We start from the raw sequence: 24,803 nt of genomic DNA, 5'->3' as shown, positions 1-24,803 counted from the left end.
AGGAAGAGACATCGTCCAGGATTGGGAGATGTCTCTTTCGCTATGGAGGTAGAACGTGGATACGATTACACATACGTTATTCGGTTTGACGTTATATGGTGCAGCCGATAAGCGTGATTTACAACAACATGAAAAACGAGCCTTATTCGTCACGACACTCGTCGGGAGCCAAATCCCTGACAGTGATGTAATTTCACGGCTATGGGACACGGAAGGCATGTATCAGATGTGGCATCGCGGCATCACTCACTCGATCTTCCTCGTTCCGCTCTTTGCACTGCTCATCTACATACTGGTTCGCCTTCTCTTTCGAGTGACGGACATCCGCTATTTTTGGTGGGCATTATTGTCTGTCTTCGTACACAATACATCCGATTTGTTCAATGCATGGGGGACAGGGTATTTCGAACCGATCTCGGACGTGAGGATCACATTCGGTGTGATCCCGATTGTCGATTTTGTCTATTGGGGAATCTTCTTGGTCGCCTGGCTCGTCGCACGTAAACAAGAAGTCCGTTATAAGACGTATCGGTATGCGTGGGCTGCCCTCGTTCTTTATGTCGCGCTTCAAAGTGCGCAGGGCGCCTATTTATATCAGTCTTATTCAAAGGAATATGACGAAGTGGCGCTCTCGGCTTCATTTATCCCGACTCAGTTCACGGTCATTACGAAGACTGACGAGGACGTATCGCTCTTTCAAGATTCGATATATCAAGAAGCGACCTTGCAATACGAATTGACGAGTGCCGAAAAGGCGAGTCTTGAACCATTGTTTGAAGCGAATCATGAGGCGCGCACATTGACCAAATGGTCGCCGTTCGTCGTCATCGTAGCAAACGAAGAACGGCTCGGCGTCTTTGACCCGCGGTTTTATGATGGCGAATCCTCATTTTTATATGAATACATCGAAAGGTAGGACAACGGATGGGACGTATACGTTATCTCTTTATCTTCGCTTACGAACAGGCACTTAGTTGTATCTTTCCGGTCGCCATCTTCGGAGCGCTTGCCGTCACAAAGTTTGTAGAGTTACCACTCCCACGATATGACGTTTTACTCATCTGGTGTTTGTTCGTTCAAGTCGTCCTTGTGAAGACGGGGCTCGAGACGATGGAAGAAGTGAAGGTCATCAGCTGGTTCCATGTCATCGGTCTTGGACTTGAATTATTCAAGGTGCAGATGGGGTCATGGAGTTATCCGGATGAGGCGTTCACAAAAGTGTGGGGCGTCCCGCTCTATGCCGGATTTATGTATGCGAGCGTTGGTAGTTACGTCGTCCAGGCATGGCGTCGTCTCGATTTACGATTTACGAAGATGCCGCACCCAATCATCGCCTTCGGACTTGGCATCGCCATTTACTTCAACTTTTTTTGGCACCATGTTTGGTTAGACCTACGGTGGCTGTTGATCGCATTCATCTTTTTGGCGTTCGGTCGCTCGGTTGTCTCGTATAAACTCGACGATCGACGATTTGAGATGCCGGTCGTCCTGTCATTCTTCTTGATTGCCTGCTTTATCTGGCTTGCTGAAAATATTGTCACGTTCTACAACGGCTGGGCGTATCCGGACCAATTGAACGGTTGGGCCATCGTTGATTTAGGAAAACTGTCGTCCTGGTTCCTACTCGTCATTATCAGTATCCTCCTTGTCGCTTGGCAAAAGCGAAAACTAGAATATGAAACGACTTAACTCGACGTATGTCGAGTTTTTTAATTGTGAATAAGAATCGAATCTTTTAGTAGAAAAAATACGTAGTGAATATCGAGGTGATGGGGTTGTTGGAAATTGTATTCACTTGGTTCATTGGATTATTGTGTTTAGGATCTCTTGTCATCTACTGGAGAGAGTGGTGGAAGACACGCAATCGTGTGAAATTAGGAAAAGTCTTTCTCGCTGTTTTCGCATCAGTTGCTATACTTGGAATGGCAGGCATGGAAACGTACGACCGCATGACGACGAATCACATCGTCGAGACGGGAGAATGTTATGTCGTCGATGACCGATCATCGAAGGGTTCATCGAACGTGACGCTATGGTTCGGAGAGCGGTCATACGGCTTCAAGGAAATTCCGGACGTTGCATATGGTCCAGGATATGTGTTTACGTGTCGCGCAATAATGACAAAGCAGATGCAATCAGGAATCGATTATGAGTTGCGCTCACTTGACGGTGAGTTATTGTACTCAACTCATTCAGATGATTGATCGCGTGACATGGTCGAACAAAAACGTGTTCAAAGCTAAATGCATAGCTTCGAACACGTTTTTCTGTCCTTTTCTTATATGTACGCCATAAAAGTAACATCATGACGATAAATGCAAGTCCACCGACCAAATTGGTTCCGAAGAAAAGATACTGAGACGACAAATAACGGGATACTGTCTGCCATATAAAAGACAGTGAAATCAAGGCAAAAATGAATATACCAAAAGGGTTGGAGAGAATCGCAATAAGTTTATGATTCATTGTCATGCACCAAATGAGTGGAACTTGGCAAACGTACTATTTATCATTTCGATTCCTTCATCTTGTTTCGTTTTCTCTCTAAAAAGATCGGAAGGATATTCATAAAGATTGCCGCAATCGTCAAAAACCATAACGCACGAGACATACCGGGTACGACATCCATTATGGCAGCCCAGTCTTTTGCTTCGACCCACATGTTGAGCAAGCTATACTCGGCGCATAACGTGAGAGCAACTAATGATAGGGCAATCGCCATCGGCAGCTTATAGTCCTTCTCCATCATAAATACGGTCAAATTGATGAGCGTCGCCCCAATCGCCGCCAATCCAAAAATAATCCACATCCTATAACCCCCTAAATATTTCTATCTATACATTGTATCATACAAATTAACCCAAATAAATTTCAGAAAATTGTTTCTATTTGCATAATAAATATGCTAGAATCAGTGGAAAGTGTCTTTGGATATTATTCCCTTTAGAAAATGAACAATCAAACGAACATCCTTTCACACTTTTGATTGAGAGATTGGCATTCAAAAGGAGATCGAACTATGACGTATATTGCTCGAAAATCAGTTCATCTGATTGTCGCATTTTTCATCTTGATTGCAATCAGTGCGCTACCATCGCTCGTCGTTCAGACGGATTTTAGTCTGACGAATTATTGGAATGGGATTCAACAACAGATGGATCAATTACAAAAATTAGAGGACATTACATATTACAACATCACCGCGCAACGTTACTTGCCGCTCTTGCCGGCACTTGGACCCCTCGTCAAAGAGTCGGTCATCATTTTTACCACAGCACTCGCAGTATCGACCTCGCTAGGATTAATATATGCGTACTTCTATTACCGCAGCGGGAGACGAGTTCGTACAGTCTTGCACCAAACGAGTCAGACGCTCGAGATGGTACCAGATTTATTCTGGTTAATTTTTTCTCAATTTCTTGCGATTACAATCCATAAATCTACGGGATTCGATCGCATTGAAGTGGCCGGAGGATTCGCAGAGTACATTCGGTTTCTCCCAATCGTCACTTTGACGATGACGACATTATTCTTCTTTATCAAATGGTTGACGATTCATATTCATGAACAAGAAGCCATTCCGTATCTCGAGCTCGCGCAAGCGAAAGGGATTCGACCGAGAGGGTTGTTTTGGAAACACTTGTTGCCGAATATCATCTATCGGTTTTACCTCTTTTTCCGTTCGAACATCATTACCATCTTATCGACACTTTTGATTGTCGAATATCTATTTAACGTTCAAGGGTTATTCCGATTCGCCGTCTACAACCCGCAGATGGAGATCTTACTGGTCATCTTATTCGTCATCTATATCCCGATTTTTCTACTGGATTTACTGATTGAATGGATTATTCCGAATGCATGGAAAGGAGGGATTTGATGCGTCGAGTATTAATGCGTGACCCAATTTTTCTCTTCTGCTTTGTCATCGTAGCGGGTCTATTGTTGATGAGTTTTGGAAATACCGTGTTTCGTGATGGGAACGTAGATCAAACCCTCATGCTCTACTCTGATGAAGGGAGACTCATTGGAATACCACCATTAGAACCCTCAAAATATCAATGGCTCGGGACGGACAATGCTGGATATGATTTATTCCAAATGCTCGTGGAAGGATTTAAGTGGACCGTTGGCATCTGTGCGCTCGTCGCATTCGGACGGATGGTCATCGGACTATTGATTGGCATTCCCCTTGCTTTCAGGGGGGCTCGCTTAAATCAATTCTTTAAAACGCTATTGGACGGTTTTTTGATTCTGCCGATATCATTGATCGCATTGATGATGTTAGTAGGAACACTGACCTTTTATGATTCGACACAGGTGCCTCCATTATGGGATCGAGTAAAGATTGAACTAATCGTCTTAGTCGTTCTCGGATTACCGGCCGTCACGTTATACCTCATCACAGAGATTCGACAATTGCTTCAACAAGAGTTCATGATCGTGGCTCAGACGCTTGGTGGCAGTGTCTGGCATCGTGTGAGATTGCACCTTTTCCCGCATCTCGTCCCAACCCTCGTGATCGTCTTCATGCAACAGTTTGTTCAGACGCTCATGTTGCTCATTCATCTCTCACTGTTTGGGATTTTCTTCGGAGGAACGGTCTTGTTACATGAAGGGATCATGCCGACCGTCTATGAGTGGTCTTCGATGTTCGGGTATTATTTCAGACAGTTCACTGCGATGACATGGATGACGAATCATCTATTTCTCGTCCCGGCCATGTCACTTGCTGCGCTTATCTTTATTTTCAATTTGTTGACGAGCCGTCTCGAGCGAGCATTTAAGCTCAGACGTCAGGAACCGGTGGTGACCGAGGCAAGTCTAGCACAATCGGAAGCGGCAGCTGCTTCCCTTTCGAATCCGTTCACCCTTGTTGATTCGACTGTGTCATTAAGGAAGGAACCGGATGATATCGTATGATATGATCCGGTTTTTCTATATCGAATGGACTGAACGGTCTTGTTTGAGGGAACGTGTATAACAGATTGAGGTGACAATTCATGAATGGAGTGAATCGATATGAAAGCTGCGATTTGTACCACGTATGGGCCACCGGAAGTACTCGTCATTCAAGAAGTGCATCAACCGAAGCCGAAAAGTAATGATATCCTGATTCAAGTCCATGCATCGGCCGTCCACTCGGGAGACCGACGCCTCCGCGCACTAGACGTTCCAGCATTAGGAAAACTACCGATGCGATTAGTTGTTGGGTTTAAGGCTCCACGTCAACCGATTCTCGGTGTCGTGTTGGCAGGTACCGTCGTAGAAACAGGAAACAGTGTGAAAAACTTTCAGGTCGGAGACAACGTCTATGCCCTCACTGGGATGCGTTTTGGTGGTTATGCGGAGTTTGCATGTGTGAACGAATCGAAATGTGTGTTTCAGATGCCCGCGCATGCCAGCTTTATCGAGGCAGCGGCGCTACCATTTGGTGGGACGACTGCATTACATTTTTTACGGAAGGCACGTATCGAGCGAGCGACGAACGTTCTCATTTATGGTGGAGTGGGTGCTGTCGGTTCGACTGCCTTACAGATTGCGAAGCATTACGGCGTGCATGTCACAGCAGTTTGCCACGAGCGAAACGTTGAACTTGTGAAGCGACTTGGGGCTGATGTGGTCGTCGATTACACGAAAGAGGGGTACGATCTTGAATTAAATACGTATGATATGGTCTTTGATGCCTCAGGGAAAATCGATAAACGATTAGCGAAAGCCCATGTGAGCGATAACGGGGCCTTCAGTTCTGTCGCGGGGCAAGGACCAGCCAGTGAACGTAAAGAGGATTTGATATTTTTGAACGAATTGTTTGAGTCAGGAGCATTGCAACCCGTCATTGATACGGTATATCCACTCGATAAGATTGTCGAAGCGCACCGATATGTGGACCAAGGGAAAAAGGTTGGAAATGTGATGGTGAGCATTAATGCAGAATAAATTAAATGATAGTATAAAGAGAAGTATCAAATTCTTGCTTTATCGTGGGGTTTGGTCGACAACCTCACTTACATATGTATGGATTCACCAACTAGACAAATCATGAGAGCGGGCGAATAGTCATGAATATATTGATTGGGCAACCGAAGATAGAGCGAAATCTCGAGCAACTGAAGGGAGAGATTGAATCAAACCCTACGGTGGACTTGATTCTCTATCCAGAGGGGTATTGTACATATAGAGAATTGGATGAGCTGAGTGATTTAGCGATCCAATTCAACACAACGATTGTTTTAGGGTATCGAGATGACACGAATAAAGATCGGGTCCTCATCATAAACAAGCAAGGTGACACGTTGTTAACGCGACGGAAAACACCAGAGAATGAGCTCTTGTTCATGCCATCAAGTGTCACGGATGGAGCGGAAGAATACGGTTATTTACTTTGCTGGGAGATTTTTATGGGGTGTGAGGGCTTGAAAACGCATGAGCATCTGTCGATCATATTTAATCCAATCGGAGTCGGGATGTTTAGTGAGGAACAATTCATGGAGTGGACGGAAGAAGCGAGAAAGATTGCGATGGAACGTAAAGCGATGATTATCGGAACGAGTCACGCAGATGGATCGTATCGAAATTGTGGAATCTCGCTTCCGATCGCATACTGCTTTGATGAAAATGGGGAAGAAGTGTTTTTATCTAAAAATGATACGCGGACGCGAGTGTTAGAGACTGATTCAAGAGTTACTACATTCGTCTAACAAACCGTGATTTCCTATAAAAAATGAAATACGTGTAAAATGAATGGGTTTATTTCACATACCATTAATTAAACACAAATCAGAAAGCGAGTACTTATGAGATACCTTTTCAATCGAAAACACAATAGTGATTGCAACTGCTCGATATGTGGCACGAGTAAAGAACATACAGTCGGCTTTGGATCGATCATGCCATCAGTATTAGACGGCCTATCGAAACGGGAGATGAAGAAGCGCGTCGTTTTGACAGATGATATTTGCGTCCTCGATGAAGCTCATTTCTTTATCAACGGATGCCTCGAACTCCCGATCATTGGAGAAGACGATCCTTTCATCTGGAATGTCTGGGTATCACTCAGTGCGGATAACTTTTTCAAAGTCATCGATTTATGGGATGAACCAGCTCGTGTAGACCTCGGCCCGATGTTCGGCTGGTTATCGACGGATCTTCCCATCTATCCAGATACCATCAATCTAAAGACAAACGTACATATGCGTGGAGTCGGACTACGTCCATTGATTGAACTCGAACCAACGAATCATCCTCTTGCAATGGAGCAGCGTAATGGTATCACGAGGTCGCGGGTCGATGATATATTCCGACTCGTTGAACGTAGCGGATAAAGGAGGAGATCAGGGTGAGTCAATTGAAGTCATCTTTGATTTTCGATTTGTATACAGGAAATCAAGCGCTCACTTCGATTCAGCAGAAGATGTTGGAGCGAATCGAGTTACTTGTTCACGACAAACGATTCAAAGAACTTGAACAATTCATGGGCGACACTCCGGACATCGAGCAGCTGTTAATTGACTATGTGCTGCTCGATCCGACCGAATCATATCGCTGGGATTTGCTTATTGGTTACGAACGGTTGGATCGGATTGAAGATTATGATCGAGTGAATGCATTTTGCCGAACCGCCTTTTCATACCATCCAGATAAACCCTTCTATTTTGCCTTGGCATTATATGATATGGGATGGAATGATTTTGAGATAGACGAGGAAGTCATTGAAGTGGCGAATCGATTGATTGAAGTAGCAACACCTGAAGTTTCTGCATTGATTTGTCTAAGCGTTTCAAAGGTGCTACGACATAAAGAGCGCGAATATCTTCAAATGGCAATTGAGCGATGTCCGTGGGCAGTACAGCCATATTTTTCTCTAGGTGAGCAATACAGCCGGTATAATCCGAGATTGGCTAAAACCTATACGGAGAAAGGTGTGGCTCAATTGACTCTGAATTTTGATGATTCAGGCAAGAGTCACGTAGCGTTAAAGACTGGTTTCAATCCGATTACGTGGAAAGAAGATTGTTGTTCTGATTTACTAGGAATGAATATGAGTTGGGCAGAATACCAAAAATACAAGCGAGCCATCAAGTCACATAGATAAGCAAGAACATGAGGAATACGAGGAGGGATTTTATGAGAATCACAGAAGCCACGCTCTATACGAACCGGCTCGACGAAATGAAACGTTTTTATGTGGAGAAGCTTGGACTATCCGTCGGTGACGAAGATTCGACCCGATTTCAAATCGAATTAGGAGAAGATACCTTGATATTTCAAGAGGCTGTAACGGCGCAAGAGCGACAATACCATTTCGCAATCAATATTCCGGCTAACCGGTTCAAAGAAGCAAAAGAATGGATCATGTCACGTGTCCCGCTTTTGACCGAAGACGGGGAGGACGAAATCTATTTTGAAGGGATCGATGCATCGTCGCTTTATTTTTACGACGCGGATGAGAACATCGTCGAGTTGATTGCTCGACATTCGATTAATCCGGAAAGTAACATCGAATCTTTTTCGTCAAATGAGTTTCTTGGAATCGGCGAGATGAGTTTGACGGTAGAAGACCCGTCTCTCGTCGCACAGGAGCTTGAAACAATTGGAGTAAGACGGGAGAGATGGAAACTCAATTGACCCTCGTCATTTGAACTTCATAGGTCCTCCAAATCACAATACTTACATTCTCCTCGTACCTCGAGGGCGTGTTTGGCTCTTCTCACCAAAACTGTCGATTCCGAGCCCGATTCAGATGGTACTTGATCAACAATATATCGTCGAAATGGATGAGAAACACGAATTTCATATTCACTCCATCAAAAAATGAGTTCACGAATGAACTCATTTTTTAGTCTTTAGATTCTATATACCGATGAATTTCTTCTAATCGAATGGATGCGTTCTCTAAGTTCACTTCAAACGATTTGTCTGAGCATTCAACTGTGAGCGAATCTCCGCTCTGACGTGAATACTCTAGGAGTAGTTGTCTGATTCGTTCATGTACAATTTGTGCATTTTCGATTGACGTTTGAGGGAAAATCATAGCGAATGTGTCTTGCGCAACTCGATATTTCTTGTCTGTTCGTCGAGTCGCTTCGTGAAGTTCATCACTAAAGTAGTTCAAGAACCATTCATACTCGGATGAACCATACCGTTTTTCAAAATCATCAAGAATCGGTAATGTGATGAATGACACCACAAACGTTTCCCCGTGGCGAATCAACCGATTCCGTTCAGCCTCTACATCCATCAAAAACCGATCTCGGTTATCAAAACCAGTCTCTGGGTCGACCGCAATTAACTGACTGACCCTCGCTTCCGCAACCTTTAGTGCAAACTGGGCATGAAACAGCTTGACTTGGAGCCAGTAAGACAACCCCGTCAAAATCGCTAATAGTAATAAAATATATAGTTGCGCAGTAGCGGCAGTCTCATACACAGGCATCGTGATTAAAAAGTAAGCAGCGAATCCTAACAGAATGAGTACACCAGACCCGCGATAAATGAGCAACGTTGAAAGATAAAGAATCGGAATACAGATCATCCACCAAACAGGTAGATGATTCATGATCAGCAGAGAGGAAAATAGAATACTACATGCCAACGATACAACGATGAGTGCAATCAGTTGTAGTGAACTCGTTGTCCAATGTCTCATAGGTATCCTCCTCTTAAAAGAAATAAATTGAAATCGTTACACTATTATCCATTTTCCAAAATAGTGAGTGTTCAAACCGATTTGAACACTTGATTCATTATAAGTGATTCACTCGATTATGAAAGGTTTATTTTTGAAAAGACGTGAATATTTCCGAACACATCTATAGGAAAAGAAGAATGAATGATTGGTGTATAATGGAAAACGAGGTGGTGGTATGAATCTAAAACATATGTTGATTGTCGGAGGGACAGGGATGTTGGCCGAACTTACATCTTATTTAGCGATTGAACAGGATGTCACGGTCATTGGACGAGATAAAGAAAAAATGGCAAGCATCGTACAACGAAATCCTGAAACGTGTCATCCACTGATTGTTGATTATCGCGAGGAAGAAGCACTTTCAAGCGCACTGCAGCATGCAGTTCAACAAAACGGTCCGTTTGATCGAGTTATCGCCTGGGTGCATCGCGGCTCAGGGAAAGCGATGCAAATCATTTTGGAACATTCGGAGACTGCAGAGGTGATACATATTTTAGGTAGCCGGGCGAATTCGGAATATGAGAAGAATTGTCTATGTTTCAATGAACAACAAACGTATCGACAAGTTCAATTAGGTGAAATTCATGAGATGGCATCTGTCCGTTGGTTGACACATGACGAGATTGTAGAAGGGGTTCTCGATGCCATTCAGAATCAAGACGACTATCGATTGATTGGGACACGAAAGGATGACGTAGATGTTCACTCGAGAAATGATTAGTGAATGGATGGGGATGTACCACGAATTTCATTTTCAGATTAGGATGAAGGGATTCATCAGTTCAAAAGATATTCATACATACACGTCATATGTAGTTAGGAGGGTCAAAAATTGACCAGACACTATTCAACGGGAGAGGTCGCGAGAAAACTGAACGTGTCAGTGCGTACGCTTCGATACTATGACCAAATCAATTTGGTCACTCCATCGTATACAAACGATGTACAGAAACGATTTTATAGTGACGACGAAATGTTTCGCCTTCAAAAAATCATGCTTTTAAAATCGATGGCCGTGCCGCTTGATGAGATTCGGAGAATCTTAGATGAAGAATCACTTACAAGCATCTTGTCCGCCCATCTGTCCTCGTTAGAAGGAAAGATAGAGGAATTGAAGCAGGCAAGAAACCATACTGTCACACTCCTTCAATCCATGAAGCTTGAAAATGAAAAAATCGATTGGATGAAACTGCAAACTATTCAAGCTAAATCAAATGACCGGAAACAATGGACGGACTATTTTACGGAAGAAGAGTCTGATTCATTGCAAGCAAGTTTACCTAAATTAGAAGACGGTGAGCATGATACGAAAAAGTGGATCAACTTGATTCGGAGAACCGAAATTCTAATCGAACGCGGGGTCGCCCCTTCCTCAAAAGAAGCCCAAATTCTTAAAGAAGATTTGACTTGGTTAACAGACGAGACATTTGGAGACAATCAACAATTGATTGAATCATTTTGGAAGATTCGAAAATCAACTGATGCATCGAATGAATTAGGACTGTATCCAATCGATGCATCGATTCTTGCCTATATTGATTCACTATATCAAGAGATAGCAGACTGATTCCCTCATGCCAATGCAGTCAATAGAACGGCTAGCCCATTAAAGGTGCCATGGATGAGCATGCTGGAATAGATAGAGTTGGTCCGTTCATATACCCAAGCGAATACTAGTCCCGATACAAAATTGACGAGTAACGTGTTTGTCGTCGGTAAATGAGCGAGAGTGAATATTCCAGCACTTACGATCATCCCGATCCCAACCCCAAATCGTTCTTGAAAGAAGCGGTATAAGAACCCACGATAAAAGATTTCTTCATAGATTGGTGATATGATGGCCGCCGACCCAAACGCAATCAGTATGGAGATAAGCGACAAGTCACTTTGCAAACTCTCTGTTTTTGTATTCGACGTACCGATGCCGAAATATGATTGGAATACGACGATGATGATACTGAGTACAATTAACACAATTGTCCATAGAAAGATGATGCCCGAATCTTTCAATGGAAAACGGCGAAGTCCTAACGTTTCCAGCGATAGGGTTTGAGGACGTATTGCGACGAGATAGAGGACAGTCATAAATATTATGGCTAATAACAGGCCGATACTTGTTCCTGAATAGAGGGTGTTTCCCCATGACTGTTCTAGAAAGTTGTGTAATTGTCGCTCGATAAGTAGGGGCGTCACTCCGAATAGAAGAACCATCGTAATTGCGAACTGATTCCATGTCCAAATGGGAGTTGTTTTCTTTTGCATTTGATTCAACATCGTATTTCCTCCTTATGTGGTTGTAGCCCCATCATATCGGGTGACGTAACGTCACCTGCAAGCAGAAAAATGAAAAAGGAGTAATAAAACTATGAAACAGTGGATTGGATCAGCTGCTTTATGCATCAACGAAGAGAGGAAAGTTCTTCTCGTAAAGAATCGTGACGTGCAACAATGGAGTTTGCCATCAGGTGGTTTAGAAGAAGGAGAAACGCCTGAACAGTGTTATCTGCGTGAAGTGTTCGAAGAAACGGGTTATCGCATTTCTATTAATCAAAGATCACATATCAAACGAGCCATCATCTCAAGTTATCAAGTCGAAACGCACTATTTTTTGGCAACGTGTGACGAGCGAGTGGCGACTGCAACTATCGACTCGGACATTGATGAGGTAAAATGGTGGTCGATTCATGAAATAGAGCGATTGGAACTTGCATTTCCAGAGGATCTTGAGCTGATTAAACGGTGGAGTGTGTGATGAAAAATCAATGAAGCGATTCATCGATTAAAACAAGCCGGTCGCATAAAAACGACCGGCTCATGACTTAAGACACTTCTTCAATTTGATTGTATATGAAATACTCCCGTTTCGAGCGATCGCGAATGACATATATGGTGTAACAACCAACGAGGAAGAAGACAATCGAGAATGCGAGATAGACTGGGCGAATCCCGACCATTTCGGCAAGGAGTCCAATCCCGAATGTGAGCAGGATGACGAATAGCGACTCTGCCACATTGATGACGCCAGAGAACCGGCCCATGATTTCGATAGGAACTTGGTGTTGATAGAATGACAAAAATCCGGTATTGGCGAACGCAAGCGCGAACGTCAGAATAAAGAATCCGATGGAAGCCATCGTGAACGAAGAAGAGCCTGCGAATAGGAGATAGCCGACGGGTGTCATGATTGCCCCGAATCCGATACAAAACGATAAGGATAAACGGTGACTCCATCTTGAATTGATGAGTGACCCAACGATAATTCCAATCCCAGCGATACTGACAAGAAAGCCATATCGGCTCTCAGATAAGTGAAGGACTTGGGTCGCAAATGACGCTTCCAACGAATCGAGTCCAGACATGAAGATGGTTATGACACAGAACAAGCCATAGATGATTGTCACATATCTGGCATTCGAAGCGAATCGGATGACGACTTTCCAATCTTCGATAATTAATCGGACGGAGAAGGATTCAATAGATGCATTCGTTCTAAGATGAGACGGTAGGCGCGACAACATTCCGACCGAGACAACGAGTGCGAACGCGTTCACGAAAATTGCAGTTGTTGGACTCCCAACTAGCAAGAGTAGTCCGGCAATTGTTGGACCTAAAATAAATCCGGATGATTGCACAAAGTTCTTCATCGCATTGAACTTTTGTCGATTTGAAGCAGGTACGAGTTGCGTCATGTAGACCAGACTCGATGATTCGAATAACGAGCTCATCACATTGAGAAGAAAGACAATCCCGTAGATGAGCCACAGTGAATCAATCCAGCCTAAGCTGAATACGAGGAACGCACGCAGACCATCCAGTAACATCATCAGTCGTCTCGTATCGACCCGGTCAATCAGGCTACCTGACCAAAGATTCGAGACGAGCGATGCGAGCGGGACTAATACATAGAGAATCGAGACGGCGAAAGGGGATCCCGTCAGCTCTAAGACAATCAAGTTGAGTGCGATAAAGTATACCCAGGCACCGAGGTTTGAGGTTCCGACACTGACGAGCAGCAGCGTAGAGGTTTTTCGAAACGAGTTCAAGTCAATCACTCCTTCTAATATTGATCACTTTCGGAACGCAAAAAAATCCCACCCCCAAGAACGAATTCTTGGGGACGAGATTCTCATCGTGGTGCCACCCCTGTTCGTCCGCACGTTACCGCACGAACCTTATTCGGTACTCCCGAAAAAATCGGACTATACCTCAACTCTATAACGGGAGTGCCCGTCGCCATATCCCTCGGGGTGAGTTCCATGGCGCTGCTCAGAGGCTTGTTTCGACCAACGTTCTTTACTCCTTTTCACCAGACGGAGCTCTCTACGAAAAATTCGTTGATGTACTGTTCTCTTCATCGCGTTTGTCAGATCATTTTTAAAAGGATAGCACATTGTGAAAAAATTGGAAACAACAATTCATCGTATAAAAACAAAAGTATTCCTGCATGAATGAAAAATCAAAGAGATTTAGGATAATTAAAATTTAAAGGAAGATATTAAGCTTCGTGATATTGCCAATGAAGAATTTGAACAAGAATTAGAAGAACAGGAATCGCTAAAAATTCCTCAGTTCTCCATCATGGCTACATACAATAGAACTAAAGTGGCTGATTATGCAAGGCAATATGCAACCAAAACCAATCCCAATTATAAACGTTATAATTTAAACTGTACTAATTTTGTTTCACATGCGATTCACGCTGGTGGAAAAGCGGAAGTAAAACCATCGCCTGTAAAAAATGGTATGCTTGAAACGACCACGTATTGGTTTAATGACAACTACATGGATTGCACAGGGTCTAATAGTTGCTATATGCGAGATAAGACATCTACCTCATGGGTAAGAGTGACGGATTTCTACTCGTATTGGACAAAGACAGGCATGAGCGCCACAACTAGTACTAACAAAAAACACCATCATTAGTAATGCAAACGTTGGAGATGTCATTCAATTTAAAAGTAAAAATGGATGGTTTCACTCGGTTGTCGTAAATAGAAAAGCTAATGGAACTGTATATATTTCTTCTAATACAGCCAATTATTATAACCAAGACTTCAAAAACCGAGGCAATGATTCCCTTAGTTTTAGAGTAATTAAAATTAAATAAAGTCTTATAAGGACTTTGATAATTTGAGGAGACTATATGAACTATAAAAAGATCACCTACACTATTTTATCTATTGTTTCGATCTTAGCAATCTGGATCATTTTTTCTATAAATCAACCTCCTAAATGGATCGGGAATTCTAAACAATGGGAAGCAGAATATAATAGAGAGTCGAATGCTCCAAAAGGTGACTGGACAGGTTACGTGTACTGGCTTGGTGAAAACGATGCTACATTAGTTGGGGCTGAACTCACTAAAGACGGTGAGCTGATCCATGAGCTTGAGAATACCAGCGAACACCTGACGGGGGAAAAGAATTCCACCATCTTCATTCACACTTGGGAACCAATGTTTAAAAGTGAGGATGAAAAAGTGGAATTGACTATTCAGTGGGAAGATAAAGAAGGGAACCATGAAGATACGATTATTCTGAACCCTAAAAATCGGTATTTTGTCTTCCCTAGTTTTATTTAATAGACGGTTTGTCAAATTAAGCGCAACACTTCCTCGGTGAAGGCCTCGTGTGCGGTTTTCCAGTTCAGGCATTTTCTCGGCCGCCCGTTGATCTTGGCGAGCGCATCCGCGAGTGCGTCGTGCGCCACCTGCGCGAAGTCTGTTCCTTTCGGGAAGAACTCGCGGAGGAGCCCGTTGGCGTTCTCGTTGCTCCCCCGTTGCCACGATGCGTACGGGTCGGCGAAATACATCGGCACGCTGAGCGACGCCTGGATGCGCTCGTGACCGCTGAACTCCTTGCCCCGGTCCGTCGTCGCCGTCTCGAACGTGCCTTCCGGGAAGGCGCCGTGCACCGCATGGATTGCCCCTTCCATCGAGGCCGCGGTGCGGTCCGCGATCGGCAGGACGAGATAGAACCTGCTCTTCCGCTCGATGAACGTCGCGACGCACGCCTTCGATTTCCCATGTCCGGAGACGACGGTGTCGAGCTCCCAATGCCCGAATGTCCGGCGACCCCTGACCTCTGGAGGTCGTTTCGAGATGGGGAGACCGACGTCGATCCGTCCCGCGTAGATCCATCGGTAGATGGTGGAGAAGGCAATTTTCCCTGTGTAGAGACGGCCGACGATCTGTTCCGGGGACCAGGTCGCACGCAGCTTCTAGACGATCGTCCGGCGCATCGTGTCATCGAGTTTCGTTTTGGCGCCGCAGTTGGTCTTCGTCTTCTCGTAGCGTTTCTGGGCACGTTCAGCCACGTAGTCGGGGTTCCGTCTGATCTCCCGCGAGACGGTCGAGGGCTGTCGCCCGAGCCGTCTCGCGATGGACCGGATGGACATCCCGAGCTCCAGATAGGTCTCTATTTTCACGCGTTCCGTTGTGGTAAGATGGGTGTAGCTCATGCGATTTCCTCCGTTTGAATGTGTGTTGTGGTGACTTCATTCTACACGAGGAGAGCGTCATGGGCTTTTTTGTGTTCACGTTTGGGTGTCGCACTTAATTTTATAATTCATCTATAATATAAAAAGCCAACGAAGAATCGAGGTGCAGTGTTGATCGACTATAAAGAAATAAAAGAGACGAACCAAGTACTTGCAACTATTCATAAAATTGATTCTAATCAGTTAGATGGATTTATATCGAAATATTCAGCATTGATTGGAAAATATGATGAATACGTCACGAAGAGTTACATTGACGTACAGCGACACAGCGATTGTGAAGAAGCAAATCAAAGACAACATCATGTTCAAACCGTGATAAAACCTGCACTCAATGAGCTGAAAAGACATGTTTCACGAATTATATTACAGTCTATTAAGGATGAGGATCACGTGACGCGCCTAATGCGAAATCGGATGAATCTTTATCATGAAGAGAATGTTGATTTATTGATCGAAGAGGATCAACTTATACAGAAGTATTTGCAAACGATCGGTCAATTGACTGACCCGACAGATCATTCTAGATCGATTGCGGAACTTCATGGAGACCTATACGATGCTGACGAATCCATCCGTAAACAGGCTTTTACGCTCATTTATAAAGCGTATGTCACAACAGAAGCTGACATCACTGAATGCTTGAGAAGTCTTATTCAAAATAGGGAACATCAGGCACAAAGATTAAACGCTAAGAGTTATCGTGAACTAGCCTTTATGAAGCTAGGTCGTCTAGATTATGATGCCGAGGATTGTATACGATTTGCGAATCAAGTGAGTAGACATTTTGAGCCACTTCGCCGCTCGTTCCAGCAACTACAGACAAAGGAATTGAAGAAATCGAAACTTTCGCCATGGGATTCATTCATTTCTCCCTTTTCGAATCATCACGATTTATCCGTTTCGTTGCATGACTTAATCAGTGGAACGGAACGAATCTTGAATGAAGTCGATCCCTACTTTGAAAAGCTATTTAGGGACATGTGTGCGAAGGGCCATCTCGATTTAACGCCTCGACCGAATAAAGCGGAAGGTGGATTTTGTGAATCTTTACCCGACTCAAGGTCATCTTTCATTTTTATGAACCGATTCGGTGGATTTGATGACTACATTGTGTTAATACATGAAATGGGTCACGCCATCCACCATGATCTCTCACAGCAACACCTATTTTTCGAAGCGCAGACCATTTCGTTTGAAGTCGGCGAATTCGCAGCTATGTCACTAGAGCTATTTTCGATGGACCAATGGACAAAAATCTTTTCAGATGAACGAGCTTTCATTCAAGCTAAACTAGAACAGTTTCGATTAATCATCGAATTTTTACCAAGTGTTTTCATCGTGGACCAATTTCAACATAATCTATATGATTCAGAAAAGAACGTGGACACATTTGATGAAATATTTAAACGCTTAGTCGATCAATATGAGACTGATTTGATTGATTGGAGCGATGTGAGTGATTTGAAAGGAAAAGAGTGGCTGCGCGTGATTCATCTTTTTGAAACACCTTTCTATTACATAGAATATGCGCTTGCTCAGATTGCTGCACTTCGCATGTATATGCAGTATAGGCAACATCCGGTCGACACTCTGAACAAATATAAGAATGCATTAGCTTTAGGTGGTACTGCTTCGATTCCTGATACTTATCGAGTAGCAGGCGTATCCTTGTTTCCATCTGAGGAAGAATTAGTCGAGTTGACTGATTTCTTAAATACTGAAATTCAACATTTGGTGATGCAATTGGGTAGAATTGATTAATCTAAGTACCTATTAAATATAGATTAACTCAACAAGCATTTCACGGAATGGGTAGGCTACAACCCGGCTCGATTCCGTGAGAACAAAGGGCATCAGCTCAAACGTGATTAGAGAGCTTCAATCGATCTTGAATTTGGTAGGGGAGGGCGTTGAACGGTCCCTCCAAGCGTTGTACCGCATTCACATGATAAAACGTGCTCGTCTCCTCCATATTCATCATCTGATCCCCCAAATCGTATAGGAAAACGTGTTTACTCGTCCCGATAGCAATCCCGAGTTCAACATGTGTGCCTTTACCTCCAGGCAATAGGATGACGACAAAGTCCGCTGATTGAATTCCAGAAACCTCCTCTTCGCCAATCGAGCGTAATGCATCAATCGATGTGGCGCGTTCGTTTTGAGTCCAATCATATGTATGGGTGTGACCGAGCGCAATCAGCTCATTACGCATGAACCGTACTTCTTCGATATTTGAAAAGCTTGAACCGACATAAAATCGCATGTGAAAACCTCCAATTCGTTATAGATGATTCATCTGGTAAAGAGCCACAACATAAAATAAAATGATCAACAAGCAACAAAGTACAAAGAAAGAAATCACAATCATTAGGACGAATTTCATCAAAGAAAGTGAAACGTATGATTGAATCAAGCGTGTGGTAAAAATCGACGAGAGGACGAGTAAAATGATTGTGCCGATGAATCCAATCGTGCCACTTGTCACGCTTGGAGCGTACCAAAAATAAGTGATTGTGAAGATGATGAGGATTAAAGCTATCATTAAATCTTTACGCTTTTTAATCATTTAATCCCTCTCGTTGATGTTCCAACTTCGACCTTACCTGTTCGGCATCCTCTGCATCAAACGTGCTGTACCACCTCACATGGTTGAGATCGATGATTCGATAATGTCCGCTGATGATATTTTGTTGAAGGGTGTAATGTGGACCTGACTCGATTGCATGCCAAAAGACGCGTCCGCCGAGTGTTTTTTCTTTCGGCTCATAAGTGTTCTCGGTCGCAATCAGTTTGACGAATTCGACGGGGTCGTCACCAATCAAGTGTATGAGAATCTCACTTTCGTTAAACAAGGCGCATAGCGTCACAATCGTCGACCAACTCGCTTCATTCCGCTCCTTCTCGATTTGGATAAGCGTTTTTTTTGAAATACCGAGTAAGTTCGCCATCTCTTCCTGTGAATACTGAGATTCGATACGAATCAATTTCATTTTTCGAGAGACTTGTTCAATAAATTCGGATTTTTGCATAAGTGCTCCTTCTTGTTTGTCTGACTTACAGCGTCGCTGAGCTTATGAAAATCAAAATCCACGAGATTCCGAGAAATACGATAAATAAGAGCAGGCAGACGATGATATAACAGCAAATGTATTGCCAGTAGGTCAATTGTTTTGATTGATAATAATGGTATGTAAAACTGAATGTCGAAATCCCGATGACTAAGAACGCAACAATATCCCAGATGATGCCAACCTTCAAGAACGATGGAGTCAGAAACGAAGCGATGAGTGCAAGCAGGACGGTCACAATCCCCGTAGAGATGGCAGCGGATGGTATTGAAGTGTTTTCCAACGAATCACCTCCTAGTATATTACAAGTGTAATTTTACACTAAAAGTGGGCGATGTCAATTTCAGAATGTAAAAAACCCTTCTCTAAGGAAGGGTCCCGTCACTCGTCATGTTTATTCGTTAAATAGGTCGTTAATGGGTAGACACCGATGCTTTGTAAGATCAGAGAGAGTAAAATGACGGCAAACGCGAGAGATATCATTTCGCTCGAGCCGTTAATGTTCTCTGCCTCTAGCCAGAGGACGAGGGCAATCGACATCGTCCCTTTAATTCCTGACCACGTGAGTAATGAAGTCGCCGTTAAATCGTCTTTAAATTCTCTACGCCATACAGGAACGGTATAAACGAGACCGCCGACGACGATGAACCGGGTCAGAAGCGAAAGCAAGAATAAAAGAACAGCGAACGTCCAGAGCGATACAGACAAATAGCTGGTCGCTTCGATTCCAATCAATAAGAACAGGAGAGCGAGCAATATCGGAATGACGATGTCCCAAAATCCATTCAAGTGACGCTGGACCGATTCGTAGTCCTCTTTCATGCCGAGCTCATGAGAAAGCATCATTCCGGCTGTGACGGTCGCAAGGACACCCGATACTTCTAGCGCGTCGGCGAGATAAAATGCCCCGTATGCGATGACGATCGTCAACATGACGAGTTCATGTTTTTTAAAACTGACAATCATCAATTTCTTAAGTAGAAATCCAAAGATAAAACCGATGCCGATTCCTCCGGCAGACACAATCAAAAATTCAGTTAAAAAGCTGAGCGTGGAGAACTGTTCTCCTGTCGCGAACATACTGAGGAAGATCGTGAAGATGACGACACTCGTCCCATCGTTCACCATCGATTCACCTTCGACAACATCCGCAATCCGTTTTTCCCCTTTACTCCGTTTTAAAATGGCTGTCACGGAAACGGGATCGGTCGGAATCAAGATGGACGCCAATAAGAATGAGGCGGTCAGGTTGAGCGGGGTGAAGAGCTCGCTGATCCAAAACGTGCCATACCCCATCAGGATGGCGGTCAAGACAAGACCAACCGTACTCAATATCGTGATGATCCCGATATTGTCTTTCAAATCTTTGTATTTGAACTGATAAGCCGATGTAAACAGAAGTGCTGGTAGGAACACCTCGAAGATCATATCTTTTGAAATGAATACCGAATCAAAAAAGGCGATATATGAGAGACCAATCCCGATCAAGACCAAGATGACCGGGACAGGGAAGTAATTTCGTTTGGAATCAATCAAATAAATGAGATAGCCAATCAGTAGCAATGTGATGATTTGTTGCGCAATCATGACGACGTCCTCCTCTACAATCAAGTTGCTATACACTATCTTCCCATTCAAGGTCTAATCAAACAAGAAATGTGGAATATAGGGGATAGTACATTCATTTCATATAGGGAGGAATCGATATGGGAAACCCGATTGGCGATTTGTCGTGGACGTTTTATTCAGAGTGCGAGGTGCCGAATGATATCACGGAGTCATTCATCGATGGGGAGCGGGCGGTCGCTGCCTATAAGACTGTCCGTGACGTCGCCGTCTTCACGAACAAACGTCTGATTGTCCGCGATGCGCAAGGGCTGACAGGTAAAAAAATTGAGGTCTACTCGCTTCCGTACGACTCAATCAATATGTACTCGACGGAGAATGCGGGGAGGATGTTCGACTTTAATTCCGAAGTCCAGCTGTTCACTCGCGCCGGTACAATTAAAATTAATTTGAACAAGAAAGTGGACGTGCGTAAGTTCGACCGTCTGCTCGCGGAAGCAATTTTGTAAATCAGTGGACCGAAAATCTTCCGGTCCTTTTATTTGGATTTTTCTGACAATTCGTCGTATGTCGTGTTACGATAGTACATAATGTGTGACGGAGGTTACGATGCGATATACAATCCGACTATTGATGGTCATGTTAGGTAGTTTGATGTTGGTGACTGGATTCATCTATTTGGCTCGACTGTTTTGGGACTGGTTTCACGACCCGACAAAAGGTGGAATTGTGCTTCTCTTGTCTGGAGAGGACGGAACCAGCAGTGATGAATTTGGAGGGAAGTTTCGTCTGAAAGATGATGAGGATTTTCAATTCTTGAAGAATGACTTTTTAGACTATACGTTCGAAACAGGAGGGACAGTAACCGAGTCGGGAAATTCATACTGGTTATGGTTCCTTATTGGGGGTTTGATTGTTCTCCTGATTTTGACGCTCAGCATGCTACGGAAAAGAAAGCGTGTCGTCTCGACTATTGATTTCTCGAGTGGCACCGTAAAACGAAAAGGGCGTAAGGCTAAAGCAAATGGATTTGTGGAATCCAAAGAGGTTCAATGGACCGATAATGCGGTTCGGAATGCGCTCATCCAGTTCAATCTGGACTTGCCGATTGCCTCAAGACATCAATCGAATGAGACAGTGTTGGATTGGTTCAAGCGAATCGGAGTGGAAGAGTTGGACCTCTCCCCATATTGGAAATCGAGATATATGGATGTAGTGGTGAGTGATGAAGAATCTAGACGATTTCGAGCGGCGTTGGAGTTTAAGCGATTCGAAGACGGTAAGGGGTGATGGTGTATGAACGATGAAATAGAGGTGGTTGATTCCGATGCGCGCAAGTCATTGGGTTCCGCACGTTTGGTCAAGTCCAATCATCAATTCTACATCCATTGGAATGGGTTGATTATGGACTTCAAACGTCATGAATATGTGGCGGGTATTCGAATCATTGACGAGAATCACTTGTTCATCTGGGCGTTTACGTTAGAAGGGGAACCAATCAATGCGTGGGTGTTAGATGCAGACGGAGACATCAAACATTCATTTCACGCAGGTAACGCGATTGCAGCGGTTGTAATGAATGATACGGGAATTTGGATCGGGTATGGGGACGAGGGCATCTTTGGAGATGGGATCTCGACCGGGGCACTCGTCTGTTTCTCAAAGGAGGGAACCGTACGTTTTCGCTATAATCAAGAAGTCAGAAAGGCTCCAGTTCTTCATGATTGTGACGTAATGTACGCGTCAGAAGCGGGGGTGTGGGTCATTTCTTCAATCGATGCTCGTCTCGTCCATGTCCAAATGAACGGACGGATTGACTCCTATCCGATGCCACGTCATTTCCTTGACTGTTCGTCATTGATGATAGAAGACGGTGTTGCCTATGTTATGAAAGACGAGCAGGTGTATCGCTGGCCATTCGAGGATAGAAAGCGTGCCGAACTATTCGAAAGTTAACGAAGATATAAAGTAGATTAAATGGGCAATCAATTGAATTCTTTATCGTATTGAGAGTCAGTGGATTTAGTCACAAAATTAAAGGCCAAAAAAGCTATTAATATTATTTCACATACCGAATTTATATTAAATAAGAGTTCAAGTCATGAACAGAAAATAATCCGCTCTCACCCAAGAATTGCTTTAACAGATGAATATGTCCTAAACCATAAAGTACAAAGATGCGATCATTTGATTCCCTTAGTGACATTAATTCCTTAAAAATCATTAAGTTACGAAAATACCAGTAGTGTGATACCCACCTAGTGCCAGACACTTCAAGAGATGCAATCTCTATATAGGCGCGATGCATAGATAATGAAATTGTAGGGTGGTTGATTTCTTTATAATAGTCAGAAATCGTACGATTCTTAAATATTGTTTCGATATTATTCATGAGATTTTGTTGGGATGATAATACTTGTTCCATTTCTCGCTTCTTATCTTGAACAATGGTTTCTAAACTGAATCCTTCATCCTCATTCCAATCGATTGGATATACGCAATCTAGATGAGATTGGTGTGCAAGTCGGAATGCGATTTGTTCGCGTTCGTTAGCGGTTGCTAATTCCGGTTGCTGAATGATACGTTGAAACTGCTCATTTATGTATACTTTATTTTTAGTATTAACTTCTATACATACTTTAGTAGGTTCAAATTTTTTAAATTGATTTACGAATTGTTTAATTTCTAACTGACGATTTTCGCTCAACACATCTGGCATGTCGGGCATAAATAAATCACCATTGTGTGGAATGTTTAGATGTGTTGTGCCAACGAGCAATATGTCTGTTTTATTCATAGCAATTCTCCTAATCAATTTGATGTATAGTGTTAACTACGCTTATACTTCTTCTAGGTTTCATATTTTGTTACTTGATTTCAAAAGAACCGAGTCAATATTTCTCATGGACCTTCGAGTTCACCCTAGTTAATTAACTTGATAGAAATATACATAGAAATGAGGAATTCATATGATCCGTTTCGGCATTATTGGTACAAACTTCATCACAGACTGGTTTATTGACACAATCAATCAGTTGGATGATGTAGAAGTGACAGCACTCTACTCGCGCACGGAATCACGTGTTAAAGAATACGCAGAAAATCACTCCATTTTACATACGTTCACGTCACTTGAAGAGATGGCGCAGAGTGATGTCATCGATGCCATCTATATTGCGAGTCCGAACTCACTTCACGCCGAACAGAGTATCTTGTTCATGCAGCATGGCAAGCACGTCCTTTGTGAAAAACCGCTCGCCTCGAACGTCCAGGAAGTCACTCGTATGATTGAAGTCGCGAAAGAGAACGAGGTCGTCTTACTTGAAGCACTACGAAATCTGTTCATGCCGAACCTTGAACGGGTTCAACAGGCGATGGAGCGAATTGCTCCGGTGCGTCGGGCCGTCTTCAATAAATCACAGTATTCTTCACGATACGACCTGTACAAGAACGGGGAAAATCCAAACACGTTCAATCCTGAGTTTTCGAACGGCTCGTTGATGGACCTCGGTGTCTATCTCCTCGGACCAGCCTTAAAACTCTTCGGTCAGCCGAATGAAGTCCAGGCGAGCGGGGTTACGTTAGAATCGGGAGTGGACGGGAGCGGAACGGTCATTCTCTCCTATGATGACCTTGATGTGATCATCATGCATTCAAAGATCCATGCGACATCGACGCCTTCTGAGATTATCGGGGAAAAGGGACGCATCATCATCGATGATATTGCGACGTGCGATGATGTCCGTCTAGAGTTACGGGATGGCACATCAGAAATCATATCAGAAGCGCAGAACGCTCCGATGTCATATGAAATCGAAGCGTTCGTCCGAGCAATTAAAGCGGAGGATACAGAAACGGCTGTGCACTCAGCGACCGATATGATTCGCTTAGCTAATGTGATGACGACCGTGCGCAAACACGTTGGTGTGGTCTATCCAGCAGATAAATAAATATAAAACAGTCCTTGATGTCGTCTG

Annotated in this window: 31 protein-coding genes, 1 pseudogene and 1 other annotated feature; of the genes and pseudogenes, 21 read left to right on the top strand and 11 right to left on the bottom strand. The window is 43.6% G+C overall.

Going from position 1 to position 24,803, the window contains the following annotated elements:
• Window positions 1–55: 55 nt before the first annotated feature.
• From KNO76_RS07215 to KNO76_RS07205, 3 genes are all read left to right on the top strand, one after another.
• A complete protein-coding gene (locus KNO76_RS07215) occupies window positions 56–916 on the top strand; it encodes a metal-dependent hydrolase (protein ID WP_074037061.1) in 861 nt (286 codons plus the stop codon).
• Between the two features lie 8 nt (window positions 917–924).
• Window positions 925–1,689: a DUF817 domain-containing protein gene (locus KNO76_RS07210; RefSeq protein WP_214884186.1), complete on the top strand. Its 765-nt coding sequence runs from the start codon at window positions 925–927 to the stop codon at window positions 1,687–1,689.
• Window positions 1,690–1,778: 89 nt separating this feature from the next.
• On the top strand, window positions 1,779–2,204 hold the full coding sequence (locus KNO76_RS07205) for a hypothetical protein (protein WP_214884184.1): 426 nt from the start codon (window positions 1,779–1,781) through the stop codon (window positions 2,202–2,204).
• Window positions 2,205–2,509: 305 nt separating this feature from the next.
• Here KNO76_RS07205 and KNO76_RS07200 read toward each other — a convergent pair whose 3' ends face one another.
• The gene (locus KNO76_RS07200; RefSeq protein WP_012726252.1) at window positions 2,510–2,809 is read right to left on the bottom strand and encodes a hypothetical protein; all 300 of its coding nucleotides are present in this window, start codon (window positions 2,807–2,809) and stop codon (window positions 2,510–2,512) included.
• Between the two features lie 210 nt (window positions 2,810–3,019).
• Between KNO76_RS07200 and KNO76_RS07195 the strand changes: the two genes are divergently transcribed.
• From KNO76_RS07195 to KNO76_RS14250, 8 genes are all read left to right on the top strand, one after another.
• Window positions 3,020–3,880 (top strand): ABC transporter permease subunit, encoded by an 861-nt coding sequence (locus KNO76_RS07195; protein WP_214816969.1) that lies wholly within the window; start codon window positions 3,020–3,022, stop codon window positions 3,878–3,880.
• Window positions 3,880–4,923, top strand: a complete 1,044-nt coding sequence (locus KNO76_RS07190) for an ABC transporter permease (protein WP_214816967.1) — start codon at window positions 3,880–3,882, stop codon at window positions 4,921–4,923. Before KNO76_RS07195 ends, KNO76_RS07190 begins: the two co-directional genes overlap by 1 nt.
• Before the next feature lie 99 nt (window positions 4,924–5,022).
• Window positions 5,023–5,940, top strand: a complete 918-nt coding sequence (locus tag KNO76_RS07185) for an NAD(P)-dependent alcohol dehydrogenase (RefSeq protein WP_214884182.1) — start codon at window positions 5,023–5,025, stop codon at window positions 5,938–5,940.
• Between the two features lie 122 nt (window positions 5,941–6,062).
• A complete protein-coding gene (locus KNO76_RS07180) occupies window positions 6,063–6,701 on the top strand; it encodes a dehydroquinate synthase/iron-containing alcohol dehydrogenase family protein (protein ID WP_214884179.1) in 639 nt (212 codons plus the stop codon).
• 96 nt (window positions 6,702–6,797) lie between these two features.
• Window positions 6,798–7,325 (top strand): DUF2199 domain-containing protein, encoded by a 528-nt coding sequence (locus KNO76_RS07175; RefSeq protein WP_285800439.1) that lies wholly within the window; start codon window positions 6,798–6,800, stop codon window positions 7,323–7,325.
• A gap of 14 nt (window positions 7,326–7,339) precedes the next feature.
• Complete coding sequence (locus tag KNO76_RS07170) at window positions 7,340–8,095, top strand: hypothetical protein (protein ID WP_214884175.1); 756 nt, start codon at window positions 7,340–7,342, stop codon at window positions 8,093–8,095.
• A 32-nt stretch (window positions 8,096–8,127) separates the two neighbouring features.
• The gene (locus KNO76_RS07165) at window positions 8,128–8,628 is read left to right on the top strand and encodes a VOC family protein (RefSeq protein ID WP_214884172.1); all 501 of its coding nucleotides are present in this window, start codon (window positions 8,128–8,130) and stop codon (window positions 8,626–8,628) included.
• Between the two features lie 10 nt (window positions 8,629–8,638).
• Complete coding sequence (locus KNO76_RS14250) at window positions 8,639–8,818, top strand: hypothetical protein (protein ID WP_214884169.1); 180 nt, start codon at window positions 8,639–8,641, stop codon at window positions 8,816–8,818.
• 21 nt (window positions 8,819–8,839) lie between these two features.
• Here the strand turns inward: KNO76_RS14250 and KNO76_RS07155 are convergent, their stop codons facing one another.
• Window positions 8,840–9,649: a diguanylate cyclase domain-containing protein gene (locus KNO76_RS07155; protein ID WP_214884168.1), complete on the bottom strand. Its 810-nt coding sequence runs from the start codon at window positions 9,647–9,649 to the stop codon at window positions 8,840–8,842.
• A gap of 217 nt (window positions 9,650–9,866) precedes the next feature.
• On the opposite strand from KNO76_RS07155, the gene KNO76_RS07150 reads away from it, so the two are divergent.
• Both KNO76_RS07150 and KNO76_RS07145 read left to right on the top strand, forming a co-directional pair.
• The gene (locus KNO76_RS07150) at window positions 9,867–10,412 is read left to right on the top strand and encodes a Rossmann-fold NAD(P)-binding domain-containing protein (RefSeq protein WP_214777148.1); all 546 of its coding nucleotides are present in this window, start codon (window positions 9,867–9,869) and stop codon (window positions 10,410–10,412) included.
• Between the two features lie 111 nt (window positions 10,413–10,523).
• The gene (locus KNO76_RS07145) at window positions 10,524–11,258 is read left to right on the top strand and encodes a MerR family transcriptional regulator (RefSeq protein WP_214884151.1); all 735 of its coding nucleotides are present in this window, start codon (window positions 10,524–10,526) and stop codon (window positions 11,256–11,258) included.
• 5 nt (window positions 11,259–11,263) lie between these two features.
• On the opposite strand, the gene KNO76_RS07140 is transcribed toward KNO76_RS07145, so the two are convergent.
• Entirely contained in the window at window positions 11,264–11,965 is a 702-nt protein-coding gene (locus KNO76_RS07140; RefSeq protein ID WP_214884148.1) for a CPBP family intramembrane glutamic endopeptidase, read from the bottom strand.
• Between the two features lie 91 nt (window positions 11,966–12,056).
• On the opposite strand from KNO76_RS07140, the gene KNO76_RS07135 reads away from it, so the two are divergent.
• The gene (locus tag KNO76_RS07135; protein ID WP_214884145.1) at window positions 12,057–12,443 is read left to right on the top strand and encodes an NUDIX hydrolase; all 387 of its coding nucleotides are present in this window, start codon (window positions 12,057–12,059) and stop codon (window positions 12,441–12,443) included.
• A gap of 67 nt (window positions 12,444–12,510) precedes the next feature.
• On the opposite strand, the gene KNO76_RS07130 is transcribed toward KNO76_RS07135, so the two are convergent.
• A complete protein-coding gene (locus KNO76_RS07130) occupies window positions 12,511–13,743 on the bottom strand; it encodes an MFS transporter (RefSeq protein ID WP_353047881.1) in 1,233 nt (410 codons plus the stop codon).
• A gap of 58 nt (window positions 13,744–13,801) precedes the next feature.
• Window positions 13,802–14,055, bottom strand: a binding site (T-box leader).
• A gap of 214 nt (window positions 14,056–14,269) precedes the next feature.
• On the opposite strand from KNO76_RS07130, the gene KNO76_RS14245 reads away from it, so the two are divergent.
• On the top strand, window positions 14,270–14,614 hold the full coding sequence (locus tag KNO76_RS14245) for an amidase domain-containing protein (RefSeq protein WP_214884139.1): 345 nt from the start codon (window positions 14,270–14,272) through the stop codon (window positions 14,612–14,614).
• 220 nt (window positions 14,615–14,834) lie between these two features.
• The gene (locus KNO76_RS07120; protein WP_214884138.1) at window positions 14,835–15,272 is read left to right on the top strand and encodes a hypothetical protein; all 438 of its coding nucleotides are present in this window, start codon (window positions 14,835–14,837) and stop codon (window positions 15,270–15,272) included.
• Between the two features lie 11 nt (window positions 15,273–15,283).
• Here the strand turns inward: KNO76_RS07120 and KNO76_RS07115 are convergent.
• Window positions 15,284–16,150, bottom strand: a pseudogene (locus KNO76_RS07115) (IS30 family transposase).
• Between the two features lie 150 nt (window positions 16,151–16,300).
• Here KNO76_RS07115 and KNO76_RS07110 point away from each other — a divergent pair.
• Window positions 16,301–17,953 carry a M3 family metallopeptidase gene (locus tag KNO76_RS07110; RefSeq protein WP_214884136.1) on the top strand — a complete coding sequence of 551 codons (1,653 nt, stop codon included), beginning with the start codon at window positions 16,301–16,303 and terminating at the stop codon, window positions 17,951–17,953.
• Between the two features lie 97 nt (window positions 17,954–18,050).
• Here KNO76_RS07110 and KNO76_RS07105 read toward each other — a convergent pair whose 3' ends face one another.
• The 5 genes from KNO76_RS07105 to KNO76_RS07085 form a co-directional block, all read right to left on the bottom strand.
• Window positions 18,051–18,455, bottom strand: a complete 405-nt coding sequence (locus KNO76_RS07105) for a nucleoside 2-deoxyribosyltransferase (RefSeq protein ID WP_214884135.1) — start codon at window positions 18,453–18,455, stop codon at window positions 18,051–18,053.
• A gap of 18 nt (window positions 18,456–18,473) precedes the next feature.
• Complete coding sequence (locus tag KNO76_RS07100) at window positions 18,474–18,758, bottom strand: hypothetical protein (protein ID WP_214884133.1); 285 nt, start codon at window positions 18,756–18,758, stop codon at window positions 18,474–18,476.
• The gene (locus tag KNO76_RS07095; protein WP_214781078.1) at window positions 18,751–19,221 is read right to left on the bottom strand and encodes a helix-turn-helix transcriptional regulator; all 471 of its coding nucleotides are present in this window, start codon (window positions 19,219–19,221) and stop codon (window positions 18,751–18,753) included. The genes KNO76_RS07100 and KNO76_RS07095 overlap by 8 nt, the downstream gene beginning before the upstream one ends.
• 25 nt (window positions 19,222–19,246) lie before the next feature.
• Window positions 19,247–19,543, bottom strand: coding sequence for a hypothetical protein (locus tag KNO76_RS07090; RefSeq protein WP_214884131.1), 297 nt, complete (start codon window positions 19,541–19,543; stop codon window positions 19,247–19,249).
• Window positions 19,544–19,641: 98 nt separating this feature from the next.
• A complete protein-coding gene (locus KNO76_RS07085; RefSeq protein WP_214884129.1) occupies window positions 19,642–20,847 on the bottom strand; it encodes a cation:proton antiporter in 1,206 nt (401 codons plus the stop codon).
• Window positions 20,848–20,966: 119 nt separating this feature from the next.
• Here KNO76_RS07085 and KNO76_RS07080 point away from each other — a divergent pair, with 119 nt between their 5' ends.
• From KNO76_RS07080 to KNO76_RS07070, 3 genes are all read left to right on the top strand, one after another.
• Entirely contained in the window at window positions 20,967–21,335 is a 369-nt protein-coding gene (locus KNO76_RS07080; RefSeq protein ID WP_214884126.1) for a PH domain-containing protein, read from the top strand.
• A gap of 100 nt (window positions 21,336–21,435) precedes the next feature.
• Window positions 21,436–22,116: a hypothetical protein gene (locus tag KNO76_RS07075; protein WP_214884123.1), complete on the top strand. Its 681-nt coding sequence runs from the start codon at window positions 21,436–21,438 to the stop codon at window positions 22,114–22,116.
• 6 nt (window positions 22,117–22,122) lie between these two features.
• Window positions 22,123–22,782: a hypothetical protein gene (locus KNO76_RS07070; RefSeq protein ID WP_214884121.1), complete on the top strand. Its 660-nt coding sequence runs from the start codon at window positions 22,123–22,125 to the stop codon at window positions 22,780–22,782.
• A gap of 121 nt (window positions 22,783–22,903) precedes the next feature.
• Here KNO76_RS07070 and KNO76_RS07065 read toward each other — a convergent pair whose 3' ends face one another.
• The gene (locus KNO76_RS07065; RefSeq protein WP_214884118.1) at window positions 22,904–23,623 is read right to left on the bottom strand and encodes a DUF5694 domain-containing protein; all 720 of its coding nucleotides are present in this window, start codon (window positions 23,621–23,623) and stop codon (window positions 22,904–22,906) included.
• Window positions 23,624–23,795: 172 nt separating this feature from the next.
• Between KNO76_RS07065 and KNO76_RS07060 the strand changes: the two genes are divergently transcribed.
• Entirely contained in the window at window positions 23,796–24,776 is a 981-nt protein-coding gene (locus KNO76_RS07060) for a Gfo/Idh/MocA family protein (RefSeq protein WP_214884115.1), read from the top strand.
• The last annotated feature ends 27 nt before the right edge of the window (window positions 24,777–24,803 follow it).

This window comes from Exiguobacterium sp. s101 (assembly GCF_018617835.1).
In the GTDB taxonomy this organism is placed as follows: Bacteria; Bacillota; Bacilli; order Exiguobacteriales; family Exiguobacteriaceae; genus Exiguobacterium; species Exiguobacterium marinum.
This window is presented reverse-complemented; position numbering and strand designations above follow the sequence as displayed.